Origin of the sequence: Streptomyces sp. NPDC001604 (assembly GCF_042893475.1) — a bacterium.
Lineage (GTDB): Bacteria > Actinomycetota > Actinomycetes > Streptomycetales > Streptomycetaceae > Streptomyces.
In genome coordinates, this window is sequence record NZ_JBIAUY010000019.1 from 57,509 (window position 1) to 82,577 (window position 25,069).

At 71.6% G+C, this 25,069-nt stretch carries 17 protein-coding genes; 11 read left to right on the plus strand and 6 right to left on the minus strand.

Annotated elements, in window-relative coordinates; all coding sequences use genetic code 11:
* The first annotated feature begins 8 nt into the window (after positions 1-8).
* Positions 9-3,047 carry an SUKH-4 family immunity protein gene (locus tag ACFY1E_RS37680; protein ID WP_389084682.1) on the plus strand — a complete coding sequence of 1,013 codons (3,039 nt, stop codon included), beginning with the start codon at positions 9-11 and terminating at the stop codon, positions 3,045-3,047.
* 203 nt (positions 3,048-3,250) lie between these two features.
* Positions 3,251-4,138, plus strand: coding sequence for a cellulose-binding protein (locus ACFY1E_RS37685; protein WP_389084438.1), 888 nt, complete (start codon positions 3,251-3,253; stop codon positions 4,136-4,138).
* Between the two features lie 81 nt (positions 4,139-4,219).
* Here the strand turns inward: ACFY1E_RS37685 and ACFY1E_RS37690 are convergent, their stop codons facing one another.
* The 3 genes from ACFY1E_RS37690 to ACFY1E_RS37700 all read right to left on the minus strand — a co-directional run bounded on the left by ACFY1E_RS37690 (position 4,220) and on the right by ACFY1E_RS37700 (position 7,990).
* Positions 4,220-5,830, minus strand: coding sequence for a cation acetate symporter (locus ACFY1E_RS37690; RefSeq protein ID WP_389084441.1), 1,611 nt, complete (start codon positions 5,828-5,830; stop codon positions 4,220-4,222).
* A complete protein-coding gene (locus tag ACFY1E_RS37695) occupies positions 5,827-6,273 on the minus strand; it encodes a DUF485 domain-containing protein (protein ID WP_389084443.1) in 447 nt (148 codons plus the stop codon). Before ACFY1E_RS37695 ends, ACFY1E_RS37690 begins: the two co-directional genes overlap by 4 nt.
* A gap of 217 nt (positions 6,274-6,490) precedes the next feature.
* Positions 6,491-7,990 (minus strand): MFS transporter, encoded by a 1,500-nt coding sequence (locus ACFY1E_RS37700; RefSeq protein WP_389084446.1) that lies wholly within the window; start codon positions 7,988-7,990, stop codon positions 6,491-6,493.
* A 425-nt stretch (positions 7,991-8,415) separates the two neighbouring features.
* Here ACFY1E_RS37700 and ACFY1E_RS37705 point away from each other — a divergent pair, with 425 nt between their 5' ends.
* The 3 genes from ACFY1E_RS37705 (at position 8,416) to mfd (ending at position 15,650) form a co-directional block, all read left to right on the plus strand.
* Complete coding sequence (locus ACFY1E_RS37705; RefSeq protein WP_389084448.1) at positions 8,416-9,204, plus strand: ABC transporter ATP-binding protein; 789 nt, start codon at positions 8,416-8,418, stop codon at positions 9,202-9,204.
* On the plus strand, positions 9,201-11,780 hold the full coding sequence (locus ACFY1E_RS37710) for an ABC transporter permease (protein ID WP_389084450.1): 2,580 nt from the start codon (positions 9,201-9,203) through the stop codon (positions 11,778-11,780). The genes ACFY1E_RS37705 and ACFY1E_RS37710 overlap by 4 nt, the downstream gene beginning before the upstream one ends.
* Positions 11,781-12,119: 339 nt before the next feature.
* On the plus strand, positions 12,120-15,650 hold the full coding sequence (gene mfd / locus ACFY1E_RS37715) for a transcription-repair coupling factor (RefSeq protein ID WP_389084452.1): 3,531 nt from the start codon (positions 12,120-12,122) through the stop codon (positions 15,648-15,650).
* 84 nt (positions 15,651-15,734) lie between these two features.
* Here mfd and ACFY1E_RS37720 read toward each other — a convergent pair whose 3' ends face one another.
* Positions 15,735-15,920 (minus strand): antitoxin, encoded by a 186-nt coding sequence (locus tag ACFY1E_RS37720; protein WP_389084454.1) that lies wholly within the window; start codon positions 15,918-15,920, stop codon positions 15,735-15,737.
* 235 nt (positions 15,921-16,155) lie between these two features.
* Here ACFY1E_RS37720 and ACFY1E_RS37725 point away from each other — a divergent pair, with 235 nt between their 5' ends.
* Entirely contained in the window at positions 16,156-16,839 is a 684-nt protein-coding gene (locus ACFY1E_RS37725; protein WP_389084685.1) for an HNH endonuclease family protein, read from the plus strand.
* Positions 16,840-16,862: 23 nt separating this feature from the next.
* On the opposite strand, the gene ACFY1E_RS37730 is transcribed toward ACFY1E_RS37725, so the two are convergent.
* Together ACFY1E_RS37730 and ACFY1E_RS37735 are read right to left on the minus strand one after the other, a co-directional pair.
* Positions 16,863-17,588 carry a hypothetical protein gene (locus tag ACFY1E_RS37730; protein WP_389084456.1) on the minus strand — a complete coding sequence of 242 codons (726 nt, stop codon included), beginning with the start codon at positions 17,586-17,588 and terminating at the stop codon, positions 16,863-16,865.
* A gap of 243 nt (positions 17,589-17,831) precedes the next feature.
* Complete coding sequence (locus ACFY1E_RS37735; protein ID WP_389084458.1) at positions 17,832-18,506, minus strand: hypothetical protein; 675 nt, start codon at positions 18,504-18,506, stop codon at positions 17,832-17,834.
* A 210-nt stretch (positions 18,507-18,716) separates the two neighbouring features.
* Here ACFY1E_RS37735 and ACFY1E_RS37740 point away from each other — a divergent pair, with 210 nt between their 5' ends.
* From ACFY1E_RS37740 to ACFY1E_RS37760, 5 genes are all read left to right on the plus strand, one after another.
* Entirely contained in the window at positions 18,717-20,879 is a 2,163-nt protein-coding gene (locus ACFY1E_RS37740) for an N-6 DNA methylase (protein WP_389084461.1), read from the plus strand.
* 151 nt (positions 20,880-21,030) lie between these two features.
* Positions 21,031-21,651: a hypothetical protein gene (locus tag ACFY1E_RS37745; protein ID WP_389084463.1), complete on the plus strand. Its 621-nt coding sequence runs from the start codon at positions 21,031-21,033 to the stop codon at positions 21,649-21,651.
* A 38-nt stretch (positions 21,652-21,689) separates the two neighbouring features.
* Positions 21,690-23,183, plus strand: coding sequence for a protein kinase (locus ACFY1E_RS37750; RefSeq protein WP_389084687.1), 1,494 nt, complete (start codon positions 21,690-21,692; stop codon positions 23,181-23,183).
* A gap of 178 nt (positions 23,184-23,361) precedes the next feature.
* Positions 23,362-24,189: a glycoside hydrolase domain-containing protein gene (locus ACFY1E_RS37755; protein ID WP_389084466.1), complete on the plus strand. Its 828-nt coding sequence runs from the start codon at positions 23,362-23,364 to the stop codon at positions 24,187-24,189.
* Between the two features lie 142 nt (positions 24,190-24,331).
* The gene (locus tag ACFY1E_RS37760; protein ID WP_389084468.1) at positions 24,332-24,976 is read left to right on the plus strand and encodes a SurA N-terminal domain-containing protein; all 645 of its coding nucleotides are present in this window, start codon (positions 24,332-24,334) and stop codon (positions 24,974-24,976) included.
* The last annotated feature ends 93 nt before the right edge of the window (positions 24,977-25,069 follow it).

Consider the following 25,069-nt stretch of genomic DNA (forward strand, 5'->3'; position numbering starts at 1 on the left):
GCGTTGCGATGGTGACCTTCGCGCAGGCGCAGGAGCGCGCCGAGGAGTGGATCAACGGGGATGTGCCGGCGTATCAGCATCGTGAGGTGCGGGTGCGGGAGTTCGGGCTCGGGTTCGTGGTGTGGGCCGAGGACCGGGCGGAGGGGCCGCGTTCGGACGGGGGTCTGCAGCGGCTGGTGATCGCCCGGGACAGCGGTGAGGCGACGCTGTGGCCTTCGCTGCCGGTGGGTGAGGTGATTCGCCGGTACGAGGAGGAGTACGGCCGGCGGGACGAGGCCGCGGAGCCGGTGCCGGCGGCTTCGGCGCGGGTGGATCTGAATCAGACGTCGTTCCTGTTGAGTCCGCCGGAGTGGTTGCAGGAGGCGGCGGACAAGCTGGGGATGGCGGATCGGCGGGGCGGCGCGGCTGCTACGTCCGGTGGTGGCGCGGGGTGGCCGGAGGCCGGGGCGGGCGGTGACGGGCCGGGTGCGCCCGCGGCGCCGACTCCGTGGGCCGGGACGGACACCAACGGCGGCGGCGAGGACCTTTCCGTCCCGCTGCCCGCGACCGTGTTCGCGCCGCCGCTGAACGATGCGGGCGAGGAGACACCGCCGGACGCCGAGACGGCGCTGATGGCGGGCGGCAGCGGGCTTCCGCGGACGACGGAGGAGCGGGCCCTTGATGAGCCGGGGGCTCCGGGGGGTTCGCCTGCGCCGCCGCCGGGCTATGGATATCCGCAGGGCGCGGCAGCGCAGGGGGCGCCTCCTCCGCCACCGGCGCCTCCGTCGTACGGTTATCCGCAGCCGCCGGGTGCCCCTGGGCGGCCGCTCGCGCCGAACGCCGGGGACATCGCCGACGCCGCGACGAGCAAGGCGGCTCCGCCGTCGCGCCGGGGTTCGTCCACGCCGCCTCCGCCGAGTGCTCCGGGAACGCCGGGTGCGCGGCCGGGGTCCGGAGCGGGCGGTTACGTTCCGACGCAGCTGGTGTCGGCGCTCGGTCCCGAGGGGCCGGAGGATGCGACGCCCGGGGCACCGGGGGGTGCCCCGAATCCGCCGGGTGCGCCGACTCCTCCGGGCGTCCCGCACCCGCCGGGCGCGCCGAACGCCCCCGGCGGTACGCCTCCGGCCAACGTCCACCAGGCCGCCACCATGCTCGCCGACCCCAGCCGGATGGGGCCGGGTGCGCCGCAGCCTCCGGGCGCACCTGGTGCTCCGGGCGCGGGTGCGCCGCAGCCTCCGGGGCCTCCCGGTGCCCCGCAGCCTCCGGGCGCCCCCTTCCCTCCGGGTGCTCCCGGCATGAGTGCCCCGCCCCAGCCTCCTGCGGCTCCCGGTGCGCCTGGTTTTCCGCAGGCGCCGGCTCCCGGGGGGCCTGGCGCGCCCCAGCCTCCGGGTGCTCCGGGGGCCCCTGGCTTCCCGCAGCCCTCCGGTGCTCCGGGCGGCCCCGGCTTCCCGCAGCCTCCCGGTGCTCCTGGTGGGTCTCAGCAATCCGGCGCTGGGGGTAGCTCTGGCGCCGGGCAGCCTCCGGTGGGCCCCGGTGCTCCGGGCGGCCCCGGCTTCCCGCAGCCTCCCGGTGCTCCTGGTGGCCCCAGTGGTTCTCAGCCTTCCGGTGCTCCGGGTGGTTCGGGTGCCCCGCAGCCTCCGGTGGGCCCCGGTTTCCCGCAGCCCCCGGGTGCTCCTGGTGGCCCCAGTGGTTCTCAGCCTTCCGGTGCTCCGGGTGGTTCTGGTGCCCCGCAGCCTCCGGTGGGCCCCGGTGGTCCGGGCGGACCCGGCTTCCCGCAGCCTCCCGGTACTCCCGGTGCTCCCGGCTTCCCGCAGCCGCCTGGAGCTCCGAATGCGCCCGCGGCCCCCGGCACCCCGCCGCCCCCTGGTGCTCCGGGAGGTCCTGGCGGCCCCGGTGCTCCCGGTTCCGCCGGTGGTCGAGGTGCCGTACACCATGCGGAGACCGTGTTGGCCGGGCCCCCGGTGGGTGCACCCGGTGCGCCCCCGCCGCCGGCCCCCGGTGTCCCCGGTGTGGCTCCGGGCGCCCCGCAGCCGCCCGTGCCGCCCGGTGCGGTGCCGCCGCCCCCCGCCTACGGCTATCCGCAGCCGCAGGGTCAGCCCACCGTGGGCCCCGGTTATCAGGCCGTGCTTCGGTACCGGGCGCAGGACGGGTCCGAGCAGCAGTTGATCCGGCGGTCGGCGCCGGGTGTGCCGCATCCGGAGTGGCAGATCTTCCATGAGCTGCGCGGTATGAACGTGCCGCCGGACCAGGTGCTGGAGCTGCACACCGAGTTGGAGTCGTGCGAGCTGCCGGGTGCGTACTGTGCGCGGATGATCCGCGAGCAGTGGCCGCAGGCGCGGATCACGTCCATCGCGCCGTACGGGACGGATCACGCGAGCCGGCAGCAGGGCATGCAGCAACTGCTGGCGCACCAGGGCGAGTTGCACCAGGTGGCGGACGGGCCGGCCCGGCCTGCTCCGGTGCGGGCGCCGTTGCCGCCGGTGCAGTCGGCGCCGCCGATTCCGCCGGAGGCGGTGGGGCAGGAGCTGGCGGGTGCGTTCGGGCCGGGTGTGTTCCGGTTCGAGCAGGCTGCCGTGTCCCGGCAGGGTGTGCCGCCGGTGGTGGCGCATTCGCTCGTGGCGGCGGGGCTGCCGATGGACATGGGTCCGTTCTTCTGGGCGCAGGCCCAGCCGGGGCGGCCGGTGCCGACGCTTGCCGAGCTGGCGCAGGAGCGTGGTGTGCAGCCGGCCTCGGACGCGGGCTCGTATCTCGTCATGGGCAGCGACTTCGGCCGGGCGGTGTGTGTGCAGTACGGCACGGCGAACATCGTGGCCGTGCCGGTGGAGGCGGGGCCGGGTGGTGCGCCGGTGCCGCCGCAGTTCGTGAACACGGGGCTGCCGGAGTTCCAGCGGTGTCTGGCGCTGCTGGGCCGGATGTGGCGGCTCAGGTTCGGTCTGAACCAGGAGCAGGCGGGCCGTTGGACCGTCGACTTCCAGGCCCAGCTGGCCTCCCTCGATCCGGCGGCGCTCGGTTCACCGGAGAGCTGGTGGTCGGTGCTGCTGGAGCAGATGTGGGACGGGCTGCTGTGATGCACCGCCGCTGAGGAACTGGCTGCTCGGCGCGGGCCGGGCCGGTCACAACGACCGGCCCGGCCCTTTTGCGTTCGTACGCCGATCGCGATACGCCTTCGGAGTGTCGCGTTATGAACACTTCTGCCCGATATATCAAGATGTGCGCGAAATCATCATTGCGCGCCCGTACGGCGGAGAGTTCGGCGGAGAGGGGTTCCAGGATGAGCAGCACACCGATCTCGCCCCATGGCTTCGGGGCCGTACGGGGGCGCGGTTACTGCCCCGAACAGGTCGAAGTGTTCGCCGAGGCGCTCTCCCTGGACCGGGATGCCGCCTGGGAGCGGGCGGCCCGGCTCACCGTTCTCGCCAAGGACATGGAGGCGGAGGCCGCGCTGCTGCAGGAGACCGTGTCGAAGCTGTCCCCGCAGACCTACGAGTCGCTCGGGGAGGGCGCCCGGGACCTCTTCCTGCATGTGCAGGAGGAGGCCGCCGCCGTACGGGAGCGGGCCCGGCAGGAGGCGCAGCGCCTGGTGGAGGCCGCCCAGGCGCACGCGAGCGGTGTGCTGGACGCCGCCCAGGCGCACGCCGAGTCCGTGCTCGCCGAGGCCGAGGAACATGCCGGTCAGCGGCTGCTGGTGGCGCGTGCCGAGGCCGACGAGATCCGCATCGGCGCCCGGCAGGCGCTGAAGGAGGGCCGGGGCGAGGTGCTGGCCCTGCTCAGGGAGGCGCGGCAGCGCGCCACCGTGAAACTCGCCGAGCAGGCCCAGGAGTTCGCCGAGCGGTGGGACGAGGTGGAGCGGGCCGAGGCCGAGCGTGCGGCGGCGATCGATGCGCACGCCGCCGGGCTGATGGCCCGGGCGGAGGCCGAGCTGGCCGAGGCGAGGCGGGAGTTCATGGCGGCGGAGGAGTACGCCCACCGCTGCCAGGAGGAGGCGAACGCGCGCGCCGCGGAGATCCTCGCGGCGGCGCGCCGGCAGGAGGAGCAGATCGCCCGGGAGACGGAGCAGGTGCTGCAGCAGCACAGCGAGCGCTCGGACGAGATGCAGGTGCAGATGGACAACGTACGCAGCAGTCTTACGGCGTTGACGGGTTCGGCGTCGGGGGAGTGACGGGCGGGACGGGGGCGCCCGGCACAGGCCGCGCCTCCGTCCCGCCGACCACGGCCGGCGCCGCTCGGGCGCCGCGGGCCGTCACCCGCTTCTGCGTACCGCCCCTGCCAGGATCCACCCCTCCACGGCCTCGTACTCGCGTCGCTGTTCCTCCGACGCCCGGCGGCCGGAGGCCACCGTGCCGAGCCAGCCGAAGGCGAAGCCCAGGGGGATCGTCACCAGGCCGGTGGTGGTGAACGGGAACCAGTTGAAGTCGGCGTCGGGGAAAGCGGAGACGGGGGAGCCGGAGACCAGGTTGGTGCCCGGCATGATCAGCAGGACCGCGAGCGTGCCGCCGATCAGCGTGCACAGCAGGCCCATACGGGTGTAGCGGCGCCAGAAGAGGCTGTAGACCAGGGCGGGGGCGATCGCGGAGGCGCCCAGACAGAAGGACAGGGTCACCAGGGGTTGCAGGCTGTGGTGCTGGACCAGGGTGGCCAGCAGGATCGCCGGGACGCCCACCGCGAGGGCGGAGACCCGGGCCAGCAGCATCTCGCGGCGCTCCGACAGCTCCTGTACCCGGGCGGCGAAGACGTCATGGGCGAGGGAGTTGGCGCAGGCGAGGATCATCCCGGCGACCGAGGCGAGCAGGGTCAGGAAGATCGCCGTGGTGACCGTGGTGAACAGGAACGTCTCCGACGTCGACACGTTCGCACCGAACGCCGCCCGGGAGCCGAGCAGGTACGCCGTGTTGCCCTGGGGGTCGGCCTGCGCGATCGCCGCCCGTCCGATCAGTGCCGTCGCGCCGAACCCGACGACCGTCATGATGAGCACGAACAGCACCACCGACGACACCGCCCAGGACATCGAGCGGCGCACCTGACGGGCGCTGCGCGCGGTGTACATGCGCATGGTGACGTGCGGCAGACAGGCGCCGCCGAGGACGATGGTGAGCTCCGAAGTGATCATGTCCAGGCGGGGGTTGGAGCTGCCCGCGAACTCGACGCCGGAGTGCAGGAAGGCGGAGCCGACCCCGCTCTGCGCGGCCGCGGCGTTGAACAGCGCTCCCGGGTCCCAGTCGAAGCGCTGCAGCACCAGCAGGGCGACCACGGCGCCCGAGCCGAGCAGCATCACGATCTTCACGATCTGGATGAGGGCGGTGCCCTTCATCCCGCCGATCGCCGCGTAGCTGATCATCAGGGCGCCGAGCCCGATGATGCAGCCGGTCTTCAGCGAGTCGCTGGAGAAACCGAGGATGAACGCCAGCAGCTGTCCGGTGCCCGCCAGTTGGACCAGCATCAGCGGCAGCAGTGCGGCGATGGTGACCACGCAGGCGGTGATGCGCACTCCGCGCCCCGGCATACGGCGGGCCAGCGCGTCCCCCATGGTGAACCGGCCCGCGTTGCGCAGGGGTTCGGCCAGCAGGAACATCAGCAGCATCAGCGACAGCGCGGTGCTCAGGGCGAGCGCGATCCCGTCGTAGCCGCACAGGGCGATCACGCCGCCCGTGCCGAGCACGCTCGCCGCGGAGATGTAGTCACCGGCGATCGCGAGGCCGTTGCGCATGGGGGAGAGGGAGCCGTAGCCGGTGTAGAACTCGTCGAGGTCGTCGCCGTCCGGTCCGGTCATCACGCACAGCAGCAGGGTGATCGCGGCGACGGTGGAGAAGGCGACCAGGGACATGGCCTGGGCGCTTCCGCTGAACCCTGTCATCGTGCGGCCTCCCGCTTGGCGTCCAGCTCGGCCTGCTTGCGGATGCGGTCGGCGATCGGGTCGACGTAGCGGCGGGCCGTGTGCTCGTACAGCGCGATCGCCAGCCAGGTGACGGGTATCTGGAGCAGGGCGAGCAGCAGCCCGGTGGGCAGTCCGTCGGCGACGGTGGTCGTCATGAACGACGGGGCGAACGCCGACAGGATCAGGAACAGCGTGAAGTAGCCGAGTGCGGTGAGGGTGGCGGTGCGCCGCTGCCAGCGGTGCGCACTGCGCAGGATCCGCAGATCGCTGTGGTGGCCGAGAGGGGCCTCGGGAGGGCGGCGCCGAGTGGCCGGTTCGGGCGGCGGGGAGGGCGGCATCCACGGGTAGGTGGCCTCGTACGGCTGGGACGTGTTCTGCGGTGCATGGCGGTACGGGTACGACGGGGACCGGTCGTAGGACATCCCGGTGCTCCTTGCGTGGCTCGGGTCCTGTGCGGGGACCGCAGGGAGGTTGGGGGGCGGTGCGGAGCCACGCACGCTACTCGCCGGTTTCCGGCGGCGCGGCGTTTTCACCAAACTGGCCGGTCGGTATGCGCTTACTACGCTGACCTGCGGTGTTACCCGCGTTAACTCAGACTTTTGCGCCCCGGGGGATGACATATGCCCCCGCCGCGGACCGTCAGTCCTTGAGCACCGGGAAGCGTCGCGGGGCCAGGAACAGCAGCACCAGGAAGGCCGCGGCGGCCGCGCACGCCGCGCCCAGATACACCGCGTGCACGGCGTCCGCGATGGCCCGCCGCGTGGCCTCCGGCACCGCACCCCCGTCCAGGCCCCGGGTCACCGAGTCCAGGTCGCTCGCGCCGCCCAGCCGCCCGGCCAGCACCCCGTTGGCCACCGCGCCGAACACCGACGCCCCGATCGTCTGGCCGGTCTGACGGCAGAACAGCACCGACGCCGTGGTCGTGCCGCGCTCCGCCCATCCCACCGTCGACTGCACGCCCACGATCAGCGGGAGCTGGAACAGGCCCAGGGCCGCGCCGAGCAGCAGCATCAGCAGGGCCGGCTGCCAGGCCCGCCCCGGATAGGGCAGGAAAGGGAAGGCGAACAGGATCAGCGCCGCCGTCCCGATGCCGAGCATGGCGGTGTTGCGGAAGCCGATCCGCCGGTACACGTGCTGGCTCAGCGCCGCCGAGACCGGCCAGCTCAGCGTCCACACGGACAGGACGAAGCCGGCCGCCACCGGGGCCAGGCCCAGCACCGACTGCGCATACGTCGGCAGGAACACGCTCGGCGCCACCATCAGCAGCCCCAGCGCACCCAGGGCGAGATTGACCGCCGCGATCGTACGGCGCCGCCACACCCAGCCGGGGATGATCGGCTCGGCCGCCCGGCGCTCGACCAGGACCACCACCCAGGCCAGCGCAAGTCCCGTACCGAACAAGGCCGTTGACGGGCCCGACAGCCAGGGCCAGGCCACCCCGCCCTGCACCAGGGCCGTCAGCAGGACGCCCCCGCACGCGAACACCGCGAGCGCGCCCGCCCAGTCGATACGAGGGCGCTCGGCCGACTCCCGCTGAGGCTCGTGCAGATGACAGACCACGAGCCACAACGCCACTGCGCCGATGGGGAGGTTGACCAGGAAGATCCAGCGCCAGTCCGCGTAGGCGGCCAGGACACCGCCCACACCCGGGCCGGCCACCGCCGAAACCGCCCACACCGTGGACAGCTTGGACTGGATCTTCGGACGGTCCTTGAGCGGGTAGAGGTCGGCGGCGAGCGTCTGCACCGTGCCCTGGAGCGCCCCGCCGCCCAGGCCCTGGAGGATGCGGAAGGCGATCAGCGCGCCCATGTTCCAGGCCACCGCGCACAGCAGCGAACCGGCCAGGAACACCGACGCGCCCGCTATCAGGACCGGCTTGCGGCCGAAGGTGTCCGACAGCTTGCCGTACACCGGGAGCGTCACCGTCACGGCGAGCAGATAGCCGGAGAACAGCCAGGAGAACACCGAGAAACCGCCCAGGTCTCCGACGATCTGCGGGACGGCCGTCGAGACGATCGTGGAGTCGAGGGCGGCGAGCGCCATGGCGAGCATCAGCGCGGCGACCACGGCGCCGCGTCCGCGTGTGTCCGGCGTGCGCTGCTCCGCAGCCGTCCGTATTCCGGCCTCCCCCTGGTCCACAGGATTCCTTCCCCTTGCATCTATCCGCCGCAGAACAGCTTCCCACTTGACCCTGACGCGACGGGAGGGTGGAAGCTCAGTGGGCCGGAGGGTGGAGCGGAACCCCGAGAACGTCTCCACCCGTCGGTGGACTGCCCCTAGGGGTTCCTCCGTACTACGGCCCGGGGAGGGTTCGTACCGCCGGAGGAGGAACGGGGCCGGGTGCGTCCTTAACCTGGTTTTACGTCGCTGGGGAGCCGGTGAGGGGTGGTTGACCGAACCGGCGGGGGTGGGGTTTTCCCCAGCACAAGAGGGTGCCGGGCACCAGCGCGCCGGACCCCTCCGCGAGGCCAGACTCATCCGCGTAACCAGCACAGCACGTCCGGCAGGACCGGTCCGACGCAGTACTCGTGCGTCGTCTTCGTAACCGACATAGGAGACTTACCATGACTTCGGCCGTGACCATTCCCAGGCACGGGGGCACTGGAGGGCGTACGGCCGTAGCCGCGCGGGCGCGGCAGGTCGTGAAGGCGTACGGGGCCGGCGAGACCCGTGTCGTCGCCCTCGACCACGTGGACGTCGACATCGCCCGCGGGCAGTTCACCGCGATCATGGGCCCCTCGGGCTCCGGCAAGTCCACGCTCATGCACTGCCTCGCCGGGCTCGACACCGTCTCCTCGGGGCAGATCTACCTCGACGAGACCGAGATCACCGGGCTCAAGGACAAGAAGCTCACGAAGCTGCGCCGGGACCGGATCGGGTTCATCTTCCAGGCGTTCAACCTGCTGCCGACGCTGAACGCGATCGAGAACATCACGCTGCCCATGGACATCGCCGGGCGCAAGCCCGACAAGCAGTGGCTGGCGCGGGTCGTCGACACCGTGGGGCTGAGCGACCGGCTCAAGCACCGGCCCACCCAGCTCTCCGGCGGCCAGCAGCAGCGCGTCGCCGTGGCCCGGGCGCTGGCCGCCCGGCCCGAGATCATCTTCGGTGACGAGCCGACCGGAAACCTCGACTCCCGTGCAGGGGCGGAGGTGTTGGGCTTCCTGCGCCGCTCGGTCGACGAGCTCGGGCAGACCATCGTGATGGTCACGCACGACCCGGTGGCGGCCTCGTACGCGGACCGGGTGCTGTATCTCGCCGACGGCCGGATCGTCGACGAGATGCACAAGCCGACCGCGGACGCCGTCCTCGACCGCATGAAGGACTTCGACGCCCGGGGGCGCACGTCATGACCGTGCTGAAGACGTCGATGCGCAACTTCTTCGCGCACAAGGGGCGGATGGCCCTCTCCGCGATCGCCGTGCTGCTGTCGGTGGCCTTCGTCTGCGGGACGCTGGTCTTCACCGACACCATGAACACCACCTTCGACAAGCTCTTCCAGGCGACGTCGTCCGATGTGACGGTGAGCGCCAAGGGCGCCTCCGACAGCGGGGAGACGACCTCCGACAACGGCAAGCCGCCGGTCATGCCGGCCTCCGTGGTCGCCAAGGTGCGCGCCGCGCAGGGCGTGAAGGCGGCCGAAGGGACCGTCTTCTCCACCTCCGTGACCGTCGTCGACGCCAGGAAGGACAGCCTGTCGCCGTCCAGCGGCGCCCCGACCATCGTCGGCAGCTGGAACGGCAACGACGCCCGCACCATGAAGATCACCTCCGGTACGGCGCCCAAGGGCCCCGACCAGGTGATGGTCGACCGCGACACCGCCGACAAGCACCACCTCAAACTCGGTGACGAGATCGGCGTGATCAGCGCGGTCGGCACGCACGAGGCGAAGATCTCCGGGATCGCCGACTTCCAGGTCACCAACCCCGGTGCGGCGATCTTCTACCTCGACACGAGGACCGCGCAGCAGACGCTCGTCGGGAAGACCGGCGTCTTCACCAACGTCAACGTCACGGCCGACCCCGGGGTGACCGACCCGCAGCTGAAGAGGAACGTCGTCTCGGCACTCGGCACCACCTACAAGGTGCAGACCGCCAAGGAGACCGCCGACGCCAACCAGAAGGACGTCGAGGGCTTCATGAACGTCATGAAGTACGCGATGCTCGGCTTCGCCGGGATCGCCTTCCTCGTCGGCATCTTCCTGATCATCAACACCTTCTCGATGCTGGTCGCCCAGCGGACCCGCGAGATCGGCCTGATGCGGGCCATCGGGTCCAGCCGCAAGCAGGTCAACCGGTCGGTGCTGGCCGAGGCACTGCTGCTCGGTGTCTTCGGATCCGTCCTCGGTGTCGGCGCGGGCGTCGGCCTCGCGGTCGGCCTGATGAAGCTCATGGGCCGGTTGGGCATGCACCTGTCGACCGCCGATCTGACGGTCGCCTGGACGACCCCGGTGGTCGGTCTGCTGCTCGGCGTCGTCGTCACCGTCCTCGCCGCCTATCTGCCCGCCCGCCGGGCCGGCAAGGTCTCCCCGATGGCCGCACTGCGCGACGCCGGCGCCCCCGCCGACGCCAAGGCGGGCCGCATACGGGCCCTGGTGGGCCTGCTGCTCACCGGCGCCGGCGGCTACAGCCTGTACCTGGCCGCGAACGTCGACAAGGCGAAGGACGGCTCGCTGTGGCTGGGCCTCGGCGTCGTGCTCTCCCTCATCGGGTTCGTCGTCATCGGCCCGCTCCTCGCGGGCGGTGTGGTGCGCGTCCTGGGCGCCGTACTGCTGCGGGCCTTCGGACCGGTCGGACGGATGGCCGAACGCAACGCGCTGCGCAACCCGCGCCGCACGGGCGCCACCGGCGCCGCCCTCATGATCGGCCTCGCCCTGGTCGCATGCCTCTCGGTGGTCGGCTCCTCCATGGTGGCCTCCGCGACCGACCAGCTCGACAAGACCGTCGGCACGGACTTCATCATCCAGTCCGACAGCGGCCAGTTGGTCACACCGCAGGCCGTCAAGGCCGTGAAGGACACGCCGGGGCTGGCACGGGTCACCGAGTACAGGCGGAACCAGGCGGACTTCACCACCCCCGACGGCAAGACGCTCGACGACACGGCCATCACGGCTGCCGACCCGACGTACGCGACCGACCTGCGCACCAAGACGGTCGCCGGGAACCTCAAGGACGCCTACCTGCCGGACTCGATGTCCGTGCACGAGAAGTTCGCCAAGGCCCACGGGGTCCACCTCGGTTCGAAGATCAAGGTCGCCTTCAAGGACGGCTCCACGGCCGAGCTGACGGTCCGCGCGATCACCAGCAGCGACGTCGTCATCGACCAGGGGGCGATGTACACGTCGATCTCGACGCTGGCGAAGTACGTCCCCGCCGACAAGATGCCCCTCGACCAGCTGGTCTTCGCCACCGCCAAGGACGGGCAGCAGGACGCCGCGTACAAGTCGCTGAAGTCCGCCCTGCACGACTACCCGCAGTACAAGGTGCGCGACCAGACCGACTACAAGCAGGCGCTCAAGGACCAGATCGGCCAGCTGCTGAACATGATCTACGGCCTGCTGGCCCTCGCGATCATCGTCGCGATCCTCGGTGTCGTGAACACCCTGGCGCTGTCGGTGGTCGAGCGGACCAGGGAGATCGGGCTGATGCGGGCGATCGGTCTGTCGCGGCGGCAGCTGCGCCGGATGATCCGCATGGAGTCCGTGGTGATCGCCCTGTTCGGTGCCCTGCTGGGGCTCGGCCTGGGCATGGGCTGGGGGGCGACGGCCCAGCAGTTGCTCGCCCTGGAGGGCCTGAAGGTCCTCGAGATCCCGTGGTCCACCCTGATCGCGGTCTTCCTCGGCTCGGCCTTCGTGGGTCTGTTCGCCGCCCTGATCCCGGCGTTCCGGGCGGGCCGGATGAACGTACTGAACGCGATCGCCACCGAATAGCCACCGCACACGGGGGTTGCGGGGGAGCGCCCGGTGCCGGGGAGTCCTGGGGGACTCACCGGCACCGGGCAGTTTCGTGCGTCCTCAAACGCCGGACGGGCTGACTTTTCGCCGGCCGGGGTTTGATCTTTTCAGCCCGTCCGGCGTTTGAGGACGAGGCCGTTCAGGCCGAAGCGGGGGCGTGGGGGCGGCAGCCCCCAGGGACGGGACGGGTAGGGGCGGCGGGGGCGAGAAGGCTCCGGCGCTCGGGCCAGCGGCGACGTACCCTGGAAAACCCCCGGCCCGCCGCGCGCGTCGGGCCCTTCGCGTTGCCCGCCCCCCGGACGAAAGCCGCCCCGAATGAGCCTGCACGGTCTGCTCGACGCCGTCGTCAAGGACACCGCCCTCGCAGAAGCCGTCAAGGCGGCCACAGACGGCAACCGCATGCACATCGACCTCGTCGGCCCCCCGGCCGCCCGACCCTTCGCGATCGCCGCCCTCGCCCGCGAGACCGCCCGCCCCGTCCTCGCGGTGACGGCGACAGGCCGCGAGGCCGAGGACCTGGCCGCAGCCCTGCGCTCGCTGCTGCCGCCGGACGGCGTCGTGGACTACCCCTCCTGGGAGACGCTCCCGCACGAGCGGCTGAGCCCCCGTAGCGACACCGTCGGCCGTCGCCTCGCCGTCCTGCGCCGCCTGGCCCACCCCCGCCCGGACGACCCCGAGACCGGCCCCGTCTCCGTCGTCGTAGCGCCGGTACGATCCGTGCTGCAGCCGCAGGTCAAGGGTCTCGGCGACCTGGAACCGGTGGCACTGAGGACCGGCCAGACCGCCGACCTGAACGAGGTCGTGGAAGCCCTGGCCGCCGCCGCGTACGCGCGCGTGGAGCTCGTCGAGAAGCGCGGCGAGTTCGCCGTACGAGGCGGCATCCTGGACGTCTTCCCGCCCACCGAGGAACACCCCCTGCGCCTGGAGTTCTGGGGCGACGACGTCGAGGAGATCCGCTACTTCAAGGTCGCCGACCAGCGCTCCCTCGAGGTCGCCGGGCACGGCCTGTGGGCGCCGCCCTGCCGTGAGCTGCTGCTGACGGAGGACGTACGTGCGCGTGCCCGCGCCCTCGCCGAGCAGCACCCCGAGCTGGGCGAGCTGCTCGGCAAGATCGCGGAGGGCATCGCGGTCGAGGGCATGGAGTCCCTCGCCCCCGTCCTGGTCGACGACATGGAGCTGCTGATCGACGTGCTGCCCAAGGGCGCCATGGCCGTCGTATGCGATCCGGAGCGGGTACGTACGCGTGCCGCCGATCTGGTCGCGACCTCCCAGGAGTTCCTGCAGGCGTCCTGGGCGGCGACGGCGGGCGGCGGCGAGGCCCCCATCGACGTCGGTGCCGCATCGCTGTGGTCCATCGCGGACGTCCGCGACCGGGCCCGCGAGCTGGACATGATGTGGTGGTCGGTCTCGCCCTTCGCCGCCGACGAAGAGCTCGATGCAGACACCCTCAAGCTCGGCATGCACGCCCCCGAGACCTACCGCGGCGACACCGCCAAGGCCCTCGCCGACACCAAGGGCTGGCTCGCCGAGGGCTGGCGCACGGTGTTCGTCACCGAGGGCCACGGCCCGGCGGCCCGCACGGTCGAGGTGCTCGGCGGAGAGGGCATCGCGGCCCGCCTCGACGTGGAACTCGGGGAGATCTCCCCGTCCGTGGTGCATGTGTCGTGCGGCTCGATCGACTACGGCTTCGTCGACCCGGCGCTCAAGCTCGCCGTCCTGACCGAGACCGACCTGTCCGGCCAGAAGGCGGCCGGCAAGGACGGCGCCCGGATGCCGGCCCGCCGCCGCAAGACCATCGACCCGCTCACCCTGGAGGCGGGCGACTACATCGTCCACGAGCAGCACGGCGTCGGCCGCTACATCGAGATGGTGCAGCGCACCGTCCAGGGCGCCACCCGCGAGTACCTCGTCGTCGAGTACGCCCCCGCCAAGCGCGGCCAGCCCGGCGACCGCCTGTACATCCCCACCGACCAGCTGGAGCAGATCACCAAGTACGTCGGCGGGGAGGCGCCCACCCTGCACCGCCTGGGCGGCGCCGACTGGACGAAGACCAAGGCGCGCGCGAAGAAGGCCGTCAAGGAGATCGCGGCCGACCTCATCAGGCTGTACAGCGCGCGCATGGCGGCCCCCGGCCACACCTTCGGCCCGGACACCCCCTGGCAGCGCGAGCTGGAGGACGCCTTCCCGTACGCGGAGACGCCCGACCAGCTCACCACCATCGCCGAGGTCAAGGAGGACATGGAGAAGTCGGTCCCCATGGACCGTCTGATCTGCGGTGACGTCGGCTACGGCAAGACGGAGATCGCGGTCCGGGCCGCCTTCAAGGCCGTACAGGACGGCAAGCAGGTCGCGGTCCTCGTCCCCACGACCCTTCTCGTGCAGCAGCACTTCGGGACGTTCTCCGAGCGCTACTCCCAATTCCCCGTCAACGTGAGGGCGCTCAGCCGCTTCCAGACGGACACCGAGGCGAAGGCCGTCCTGGAGGGCCTGCGGGAGGGCTCGGTGGACGTCGTCATCGGCACCCACCGCCTGTTCTCCTCGGAGACCAAGTTCAAGGACCTCGGTCTGGTCATCGTCGACGAGGAGCAGCGCTTCGGCGTCGAGCACAAGGAGCAGCTGAAGAAGCTGCGCGCCAACGTCGACGTCCTGACGATGTCCGCGACCCCCATCCCCAGGACCCTGGAGATGGCCGTGACCGGCATCCGCGAGATGTCGACGATCACCACACCTCCGGAGGAGCGCCACCCCGTCCTGACCTTCGTCGGGCCGTACGAGGAGAAGCAGATCGGCGCCGCCATCCGCCGCGAACTCCTGCGCGAGGGCCAGGTCTTCTACATCCACAACCGGGTCGAGTCCATCGACCGGGCCGCCTCCCGGCTGCGGGAGATCGTCCCCGAGGCGCGGATCGCGACCGCCCACGGCCAGATGTCCGAGTCGACCCTCGAACAGGTCGTCGTCGACTTCTGGGAGAAGAAGTACGACGTCCTCGTCTCGACGACGATCGTCGAGTCCGGCATCGACATCTCCAACGCCAACACCCTGATCGTGGAGCGCGGCGACAACTTCGGCCTCTCCCAGCTGCACCAGCTGCGCGGCCGGGTGGGCCGCGGCCGCGAACGCGGTTACGCGTACTTCCTGTACCCGCCGGAGAAGCCCCTGACGGAGACCGCCCACGAGCGCCTGGCCACCATCGCCCAGCACACCGAGATGGGCGCGGGCATGTACGTCGCGATGAAGGACCTGGAGATCCGCGGCGCGGGCAACCTCCTCGGCGGCGAACAGTCCGGCCACATCGCCGGCGTCGGCTTCGACCTGTACGTCCGCATGGTCGGCGAGGCCGTGGCGGACTACCGGGCCTCCCTGGAGGGCGGGGTGGAGGAGGAGCCGCCCCTGGAGGTCAAGATCGAGCTCCCCGTCGACGCGCACGTCCCGCACGACTACGCGCCGGGCGAGCGCCTGCGTCTGCAGGCCTACCGTGCCATCGCCTCCGCCAACACGGAGGAGGACATCAAGTCCGTACGCGAGGAACTCGTCGACCGCTACGGCAAGTTGCCCGAACCGGTGGAGAACCTGCTGCTCGTCGCGGGCCTGCGGATGCTCGCCCGCGCCTGCTCGGTCGGCGAGATCGTCCTGCAGGGCAACAACATCCGCTTCGCACCGGTGGAGCTCCGGGAGTCCCAGGAGCTCAGGGTGAAGCGCCTGTACCCGGGGACCGTCATCAAGCCGGCCGTCCACCAGGTGCTGGTACCGCGTCCGAAGACGGCGAAGGTGGGCGGAAAGCCGCTCGTCGGGCGGGAGTTGCTGGGCTGGGTGGGCGAGTTCCTGGCGTCGATCCTGGGGTCGTAGAGCCGGACGGCAGACGGACGTGCGAAGCCGTCCGCGGGAGGCGGATTCCGCGGACGGCTGCTCTGTGGCCGTACGGCCCTGGTTCTACGGCTGTTCGGGCCTGTCGCGATCCATGCCGAGCTGCCCCTCGATGCGCTGCTGGGCGTCGTCGACCTGGTTCTCGTACTTGTTGCCCGTTCTCTCGTTGGCCTTGCGTTCCGCCGCGTCGGACATGTCCTTGGCCTTGTCCTGCAGCTGGCGGTTGCTCTTGAACCTGTCGAAGATGCCCATTCAGAGCTCCTTCCCGAGATGGCTCAGCAACGACGATACGGCCGATATGTGACATGTGCCCACTTGGGACGGTTCTGGTCTGGACCTCATGAGTGCCCCCGTGCGCCCTCTCGCTACGGTGTGCGGACAGTCGTACGGGACATGCGTACGAGAGAAGACCGCCCGTGCGGGGGCGGATCGTGCAGCAAGGGGAGGGCATAGCGTGAGGCGTCTGAGGGGCGGGGCGGCGGCCGCCATGGTGCTGGTGTTCGCCGTGGCCGGATGCAAGGCGGAGACCAGGACGGGATCCGGTGGACCGCAGGAGACCGGCGGCGGGGGCGCCGCCCTCACGGCCGCCGAGTCGCTGACCGTGAAGGGGCGCGCGCCGAAGACGGGTTACGCCCGGGACAGGTTCGGCGCCGCCTGGGCGGACACCGACTCCAACAGCTGCGACACCCGTGACGACATCCTCAAACGGGACCTGGACGACGTGAAGTTCAGCGACGGCAAGTGCAAGGTGTCGTACGGCGTCCTGGAGTCGGACCCGTACTCCGGCCAGAAGGTGACCTACCGGCGCGGCCGCAGCCTCGTCGACATCGACCACCTGGTCGCCCTCTCCGACGCCTGGCAGAAGGGCGCCAAGTACTGGGACGCGCGCAAGCGCATAGCCCTCGCCAACGACCCGCTCAACCTCCTCGCTGTCGACGCGAGCGCCAACCGCGCCAAGGGCGACGGCGACACCGCGACCTGGGTGCCGCCCAACAAGGCCTACCGGTGCACCTATGTCGCCGCCCAGGTCGCGGTGAAGAAGAAGTACGAGCTGTGGGTGACCGCCGCCGAGAAGTCCGCGATGGAGAAGGTCCTCAGGACCTGCCCGGGGCAGAAACTCCCCTCCGGCGGCAACCCGACCGAGGCGCCGGCCCGGTTCCGCGCCGACTGACCGGAACCGGGCAGGAGCCCGGTTTACGCCTGCTTCTTCAGCGCCGCGAGGACCGTCGTCGTCACCTTCTTCGCGGACGCGGCGCCGTTGTCGCTGCCCGCGGTGGACAGCACGGTGACCACCGAGTTGCCGGACCGGGCCGCGATCAGCGTGGTGCCGTTCTGCCAGGTGCCGCTCGTCAGCGTCATCGTGTAGGCCTCGTCGCCGAGCCCGGACGTGGACTTGCCGGTGAGCTTCACCTTGGCGTGCGCGTCGGTGTCCGTGAACGTGGCGCACTCGGCGGCGACGGACTGCAGGCTCTTCATCACCGCGGCGGCCGTGGTGCCCTGGAAGGTGTCGATCTCCTGGGCGACCTCCTGCGTCTTGTCCTTGCTCGCGTAGTCGTTCTGCGCGAACGACACGCCCCCCTTGTAGCCGCTCACCTGGATCCAGGACGTGGCTTCCAGCCTCGTGCAGTCCGGCTTCCCGCTCTTCTTGGCGGACGGGGAGAGGAGGGTGTCGCCGGTGTCCGAGGAGCCGTCGGCCTCGATGGTGAGCCCGGCGGGGAAGGCCGACGCGGGCGCCAGCGCCTTCTTCAGCTGCGTACCGGTGGGCAGAGAGGCGTTGGGGTCCTTCGTCTTGGCCGCGGCCGCCTTGCCGGAGGAAGCCGCGCCCCCCTGGTCGGAGGAGGAGCCGGACGAGCAGGCGGTGAGGGCCAAGGGGAGGGCCGCGACGGCGAGCAGGGTGGCGACACGGGGCGAGAGACGCATGACAGTCCTTCAAAGGATGGTGTTGAAACGGGGGAGCGCACGGCATGCCGTGCAAGGGCCGGAGGCGGCCCGGGGCGTGGGGAGTGGGGCCGCCCGTGGAAGCCGGTGGAACGGCTCGGTGAGCGGCGAGCGGTAAGCGTAAGCGTGCGGGCGGGACGGCCGAACCCCAGGTGGGGGGCGGCCGGGGACCCGGCGCCGTGCCGGGCGCCCGCGCCGCGCCCGGCGGTCACGGGAGGAGCAGGGTCAGGCCGCCTTCTTCCAGTCACCGCAACCGGTGGTCTTGAAGTAGGCGTCGCCCGGGCTGATCGTGACGACGGCCGTGCCGGTCACGTTGTTGTTCGCGATGATCGAGTGGAGCGAGTGGTCGGCGTCCTTGGTCCGCTCCCAGTAGCAGGAGTCGTCCTTGTTGCCGGTGGACCTGTAGGTGCCGGGGACGATGTCGGAGCCGACTCTGAACATCCCGCCGTCACCGGCCATCCCGGCGGCGGGCGTGCCCTTCGCCTTGGCGTCGACGGCCTCCCAGTCCTTGCAGCCGTTGGACTTGAAGAGCTTGTCCGTGGCCTTGACGGTGACGTAACCGGTGCCGCGCACGTTGTCGTTGGCCAGGATCGAGTCCATCTCGCCCTTGGCGTCCTTGGCGCGCTCCCAGTAGCACATGCCGTCGGTGTTGCCGGTGGTGCGGTAGGTGCCGGGCTTGACGTCCGAGCCGACCCGGAAGTCGCCGTCACCCGCGAAGGCGGCCTTCTTCTCGGCTGCCTGTGCCTTCCCGCTGCGGGAATCGTGCTGCGCGGAGGCCGAGGAGTTCTTGCCGGAGTCGGAGGCGGAGCCGCTTCCCTTGTCACCTGCGTTCGCCGATACGACGCCGATGACCACGACCCCCACGACGGCGCCCAGCGTGAGCTTGCCCTTCATGCCCATGACGGTGTCCCCCCTCGGACGTTCGGATGTGGCGAACTGCCGTTGCCCGGCTTCTGCCGTTCACGGTGTTCGCTGGGTCAATAAGAGCAGAGGCTGTGAACCGAGTCAACACGATTCACGGGGTTGGGGGTGTACACGGCCGTGAATGCATGGATCTTGCGTGCGTCGGTATGCTCGGCGTCACACTGCGACAACGAGGGGAGCCGGCGGGTGCAGGACAACGCGACAGAGGTGACCGCCGCCGGGATCGCACGGCTGGCCGGCGTCGGCCGCGCCGCCGTCAGCAACTGGCGCCGCCGCCACGCCGACTTCCCCAAGCCCGTCGGCGGCACCGAGACGAGCCCGTCCTTCGCGCTCGCCGAAATCGAGGCCTGGCTGCGCAAGCAGGGCAAACTCGCCGAGGTGCCACTCCGTGAACGCGTCTGGCAGCAGCTCGCCGGGCATCCCGAGGGCCCCGTCACGGCGCTGATCCACGCCGGCTGTGTGCTGCTGCTCATCCACGACCGGCCGACCGTCTGGCTGGAGGCGAGCGCGGGGTCCGACGAGCGGCTGGCGGCGATGTTGACGGGGGTGCTGGAGGACGTCCTGGTGCCGCGCTTCGGTGCGGCGGCCCGAGGGCGCGGTGTTCACAGCGGATCGGCCGGAGGTGCGGTGCCGAGTGTGAACTCCCCGCAGGCTGTGAACTCCCCGCTCGCCGTGAACACGGTCACCGCCGCCCACACGCCCGCCACCGCCCCCACACCACCTGCCGTGCAAGCCCCCTCCGGCCCCCAACTCCTCCCCTCCGCGCCCCTCCTGCGCGGCGTCGCCGAACTCGCCGCCGCATCAGGCGCCCGCCAGACCTTCGAGTTCCTCCTCGGCCGCCACCTCGACGCCAACCCGCGCCAGTACACGCTCACGCCCACCGAACTCGCCGGCCTCATGGCCGACCTGGCAGGTACCGCCCGCACCCTCCTCGACCCCGCCTGCGGCACCGGCGCCCTCCTGCGCGCCGTCACCCCCAGACCCGATCAGGAGCTCTACGCCCAGGACAGCGCCCCCGACCTCGCCGCGCTCACCGCCCTGCGCCTCGCCCTGCACACGCCCGCGACCGTGCGCGGTGCCGCGGGCGACACCCTGCGCGCCGACGCCTACCCCGGGCTGCGCGCCGACGCCGTCCTGTGCCACCCGCCGTTCAACGAACGCAACTGGGGCCACGACGAACTCGCCTACGACCCCCGCTGGGAGTACGGCTTCCCGGCCCGCAACGAATCCGAGCTGGCCTGGGCCCAGCACGCCCTCGCCCGCCTCCGCGACGGCGGCACCGCCGTCCTGCTCATGCCGCCCGCCGCCGCCTCCCGGCGCTCCGGCCGCCGTATCCGCGCCGACCTGCTGCGCCGCGGCGCACTGCGCGCCGTCGTCGCCCTGCCCCTCGGCGCGGCACCCCCGTACAACATCCCGCTGCACCTGTGGGTGCTGCGCCGCCCCGACAAGGCGCCCGGCCAGCCCGAGGTGCTGCTCGTCGACACCGGGCAGTACGCCACCGAGGGACGCGGCGGGCCCGACTGGCGGGCCGTGCGCGAGGCCGTGCTCGACGCCTGGGGCGCCTTCGACCGTGCCGGAACGCTCGACGAACGCCCGGGCCTGGCCCGCTCCCTCCCCGTCATCGACCTCCTCGACGACGACGTCGACCTCGCGCCGGCCCGCCATCTGCCGCCCCCGGCCGCGGCCGACGGTGCCGGCGCGCTCACCGCCGTACGCGAGCGCCTCGGCGAGACCCTGCGGCTGGCCGCCGAGCTCACCCCGCCGCCCGCGGACCACGCACAGGCCGCGCCCCGCTGGCCGTTCACCACCGTCGGTGAACTCGCCCGCGGAGGCGCCCTGGTGCTGCGCACCGGCGGCAACGGCGGCCACGCGCGCGTGCCCGTCCTCACCGACCACGACGTCTTCGCCCAGACCGCCCCCTCCGGCGCCCTGCCCGAGAGCGACGAGGACGCCGTGCTGACGCAACCGGGCGACGTCGTCGTGCCGGTGCTCGGCGGCGGCTCGGTGGCCCGCGTGATCGACGACGCAACCGCGGGCGCCGCCCTGGGGCGCAACCTCGTCCTCCTGCGCCCCGATCCCACGGCGCTCGACCCCTGGTTCCTCGCCGGCTTCCTGCGCGGCACCGCCAACAACCGCCAGGCCAGCAGCTACGCCTCCACGGCCACCCGCCTCGACGTGCGCCGTCTCCAACTGCCCCGCCTCCCCCTGGACGAACAGCGGCGCTACGGCGAACGCTTCCGCGCCCTCGACGACTTCGAACGCGCCCTGCGGCACGCGGGCCGCCTCGGAGAGCAACTCGTGCGCGGGATGTACGACGGGCTGACGGACGGGACGGTGGCACCGGACTGACCGGACCGAGGCGTTCCCGGTCCCGGGACGTGACCAGCGCTGCAACGGTTCGGTACAACCCGGGACGCGTTGTCCTTGTCGGCCTATACGCTCGGACTCAGTACTCGTGCCGGTACTCATGTTCGTCCCCACCAGGCCTCCAGGAGCAGCCATGCAGGGCCACGGCTACGCCGCGCCTCCGCCCCGTCGACCCTCGACCGGGGTGCTGGTCCTGCTGCGCGTGGTCTTCGTGGCGGTGGCGCTGTGCAGCATCGGGTTCCTGGCGTGGGTGGCGACGCTCCGCGCGGCGATCGTCACCCGCAGGGCCGCCGACTGGTGGATCTTCGCGGCCTCGGTCGTGGTCCTCGGCATCAGCTTCGCCTTCCTGAGCACCGACCACACCGACGACTTCAGCACCCCCAACGGCAACACGGGCATGATCATCCTGTTGCTGAACGCGGTGGCCTGCGTGGGCTACTACCTCTACGCGGACATACGTCACTTCCACCGGCCCCACCAGCTCTACGCCGGGGGACCGCCCGCCGCGCCGGGCTACGGGTATCCGCAGCCCGCGTCGCCGTTCACCGCGACCACCGTGCCGAGCACACCGCAACCCCCGTACACCGCGCCCCCGATGCCGCACACCCCCGCGCCCCAGCCGCCCGTCCCCGCCCCGCCGCAGCGCCCCGCGCCCGCCCGTATCGACCAGGTGCGCGCCGAACTCGACGAGCTCAGCGACTATCTGCGCCGGCACCCGGGCCACCCGGACGGCAACCACGAGGGCGGAAGGTGACCGTGGCGGCAGGACGGGTCGTCGCCGGCCGCTATGAGCTGTCCACGCTCATCGGGCAGGGCGGCATGGGCCAGGTGTGGACGGCGTACGACCAACGGCTGGACCGGCGCGTGGCGGTGAAGCTGCTGCGCCCCGACAAGGTGGCCGGGCAGGAGGCCGACGAGCTGCGCCGCCGCTTCGTGCGCGAGTGCCGGGTGACCGCGCAGGTCGACCACCCCGGCCTGGTCACCGTGCACGACGCGGGCAGCGAGGGCGAGGAACTGTTCCTCGTCATGCAGTACGTCGACGGCGCGGACCTCTCCGACCATCTCGCGGAACACGACCCGTACCCGTGGCAGTGGGCGGTGGCGGTCGCCGCGCAGCTGTGCGCCGTGCTGAGCGCCGTGCACGCCGTACCGATCGTCCACCGCGACCTCAAGCCCCGCAATGTGATGGTGAAGCAGGACGGCACCGTCACCGTCCTCGACCTGGGCGTCGCCTCCGTCATGGACGCCGACACCACCCGCCTGACCCACACCGGCACCCCCATCGGCTCACCCGCCTACATGGCGCCCGAGCAGGCCATGGGTGGTGCGGTCGGCCCGTACACCGACCTGTACGCACTCGGTGTGCTGCTGCACGAACTGCTCAGCGGCGACGTCCCGTTCGCGGGTTCCACGGCGCTCGGCGTACTGCACCGGCATCTGTACGAGGCCCCGGTCCCCGTCCGCCGTATCCGCCCCGAGGTCCCCGAGGCGCTCGAAGGCCTCGTCCTGCGCCTGCTCGCGAAGGACCCGCAGCACCGTCCGGCCTCCGCGCAGGAGGTGTACGAGCACCTGGCGCTGCTCCTGCCCGCGCGCGGGATGCCCACCGGGGCGCCGCTCGACCCCACCCGCCCCTTCCTGCGCCCGCACGCTCCCTGGCCGGACCGCGCGCGCACGCCCGCGCCCCAGCCCGCCCCGGTCACCCCGGCGGTCGAGAAGGCAGAGAAACCGGACGTCGCCCGCGCCGTCGACGAGGTCAAGCGACTCCTCGGCGAAGGCCGCATCACCCAGGCCGTCGACATCCTCGGCGCGATCCTGCCCGCAGCCGCCGAACAGCACGGCGAGCACTCGCCGGTCGTCCGCACCCTGCGCAAGCAGTACGCGGCCACCCTCATGGACGACGGCCAGTACCGGCGCGCACTGCCCGAACTGCGCCGCCTCGCCGACGAACGCGCCGCCGAGGCAGGCCAGGCCGACCCGCAGTCGCTGCGCTTCCGCTACGAGGCCGCCCAGTGCCTGGAGTCGCTCGGCGAACCGGCGGCCGCGCTCGCCGAGTACCGCGCGCTGCTGCCGTACTACGAGAACCAGTACGTGGCCGGCGACCCCGAGCTCGCCCACGACGTCCGCCGCCGCATCGGGCACCTCCTGCTCGCCCTCGGCGACCGCGCAGCCGCCCACGACACCCTCGCCCGGCTGCTGCTCGACGTGGAGCGCCTGCGCGGTCCCGGACACCCGCTCGTGGCCGAAATCCGCCGCACGTTGGGGTGGTTGGGGCAGGTGCGTGGCTAGTTTTTACCGATCCTTGAGGGATTCTTGTGACCTCTGGGGGCTTACCTTTCCCGAACGCTTGATCGCGGCCGGATACGTTTCCGTTCGTTTTACGCCAGGCGCCGCATCACGCCGGGCGCACCGCTTTGCGCCGGGCACCGCACAAGGCAGCCGACGCACAACCAGGGGTGGGGTACACATGGCCGGCCATCGGCAGTCCAAGAAGCGCAGATACATCACCTGGGCCGCCGCCGGTGCCGCCGTGGTCGCGGGAGCCGGCCTCGCCGCGCAGAACTCCATGGCCGCCACCACCTGGCCCGCACAGAAGACCTACACCGGCCGCGCCTTCGACACCTGCGCCGCGCCCTCCCTGGCCGCGATGAAGGCCTGGCACACCGGCTTCTACGGCGCCGCGGCCGTCTACGTCGGCGGCAAGAACCGCGGCTGCTCCCAGCCCAACCTGACCGCCTCCTGGGTGAAGTCGGTCAGCACGGTCGGCTGGAAACTCATCCCGCTCTACGTCGGCGCCCAGCCGCCCTGCCAGTCCGGCTCCAGCCCCGAGAAGATCACCGCCACCACGGCCGCCTCCCTCGGCAGGACCGACGCGGACGACGCCGTGGCCAAGGCATCGGGGCTCGGCATGAAGGCCGGCAGCCCGATCTACCTGGACATGGAGTCGTACGACATCACGAACACGTCGTGCAACAACGCCGTGCTCACCTATGTCCGCGCCTTCGACAAGGAACTGCGCGCCAAGGTGTACCGCGCCGGCTACTACGGCTTCACCAGCTCCAGCGCGAAGGCCATCGCGAACGCCACCGACAAGACCGACCTGCCGGGCAACCTCTGGTACGCCCTGTGGGACAAGCAGAACACCACGACCACGGACTGGCCGTTCGGCTCGACCCAGTACACGGACCACAGCCGCGGTCACCAGTACCTGGTCAACAGCAAGGAGACGCGGAACGGCTACACGATCACCGTGGACCGCGACGCATGGGACGCCCCGGTGGCCATCACCGGCTGAGCCCCGGCCCCGCGGAGGCGCGGCGGTGCCCGAAGTCGCCGTGAATCGTTGGTCGAATGGGTTGGCCACAGCCGACCCACTGCCTACCATCGATCACCGCAAGACTTTGTGCACCGTCGCACAATCTCCTCGGGAGGCTCCCTTGCACCGCCGTCGCACCGCGCTCGTCCTCACCGCCGCGATCGCCGCCGCGGCCCCCCTCCTGACCGCCTGCGGAAGCGATGCGCACCCCGGTGCGGCAGCCGTCGTCGGCGGCCGGCGGATCACCGTGGCGCAGCTGGAGACCCGGGTGAACGAGGTGCGCGCGGCGCAGCGGGCCGCCGTGAAGGACGACACGCAGTACAAGCAGGCCGTCTCGCAGACCGCGAGCCTCACCCGCGACACCCTGCACGGAATGGTCATCGACCAGGTGCTGCACCGCGCCGCCCGGGACGCGGGCGTGAGCGTCACGCCCAAGGAGGTCCAGCAGATGCGCTCCGGCCTCGAGCGGCAGGTCGGCGGCTCCAAGGCGCTGCAGACGGCCTGGCTCCAGCAGTACGGCGTCGCCCCGCAGCGCCTCGACGAGAACCTGCGCCTCCAGCTCGAGGCCCAGAAGCTGGCCCAGGCCCTCGGCGCCGACACCAGCAAGCCGGCCTTCTGGAACGCCCTGTCCAAGGCGTCCAAGGAACTCCACGTCGACCTCAACCCGCGCTACGGCACCTGGGACGTCCAGAAGAGCAGCCGCGTCGACGCGAAGACCCCGTGGGTGCGGGAGGTCACGGCGACCGGGACGCAGCAGACGGCGTAACGGTCCACTCCGGGGCCGCCGCCCCTGTGGACGGCGGCCCGGCGGACCACAGCCCTGTGGACAACTTCCGGGGCTGTCGGCGGTGTGCGTTAC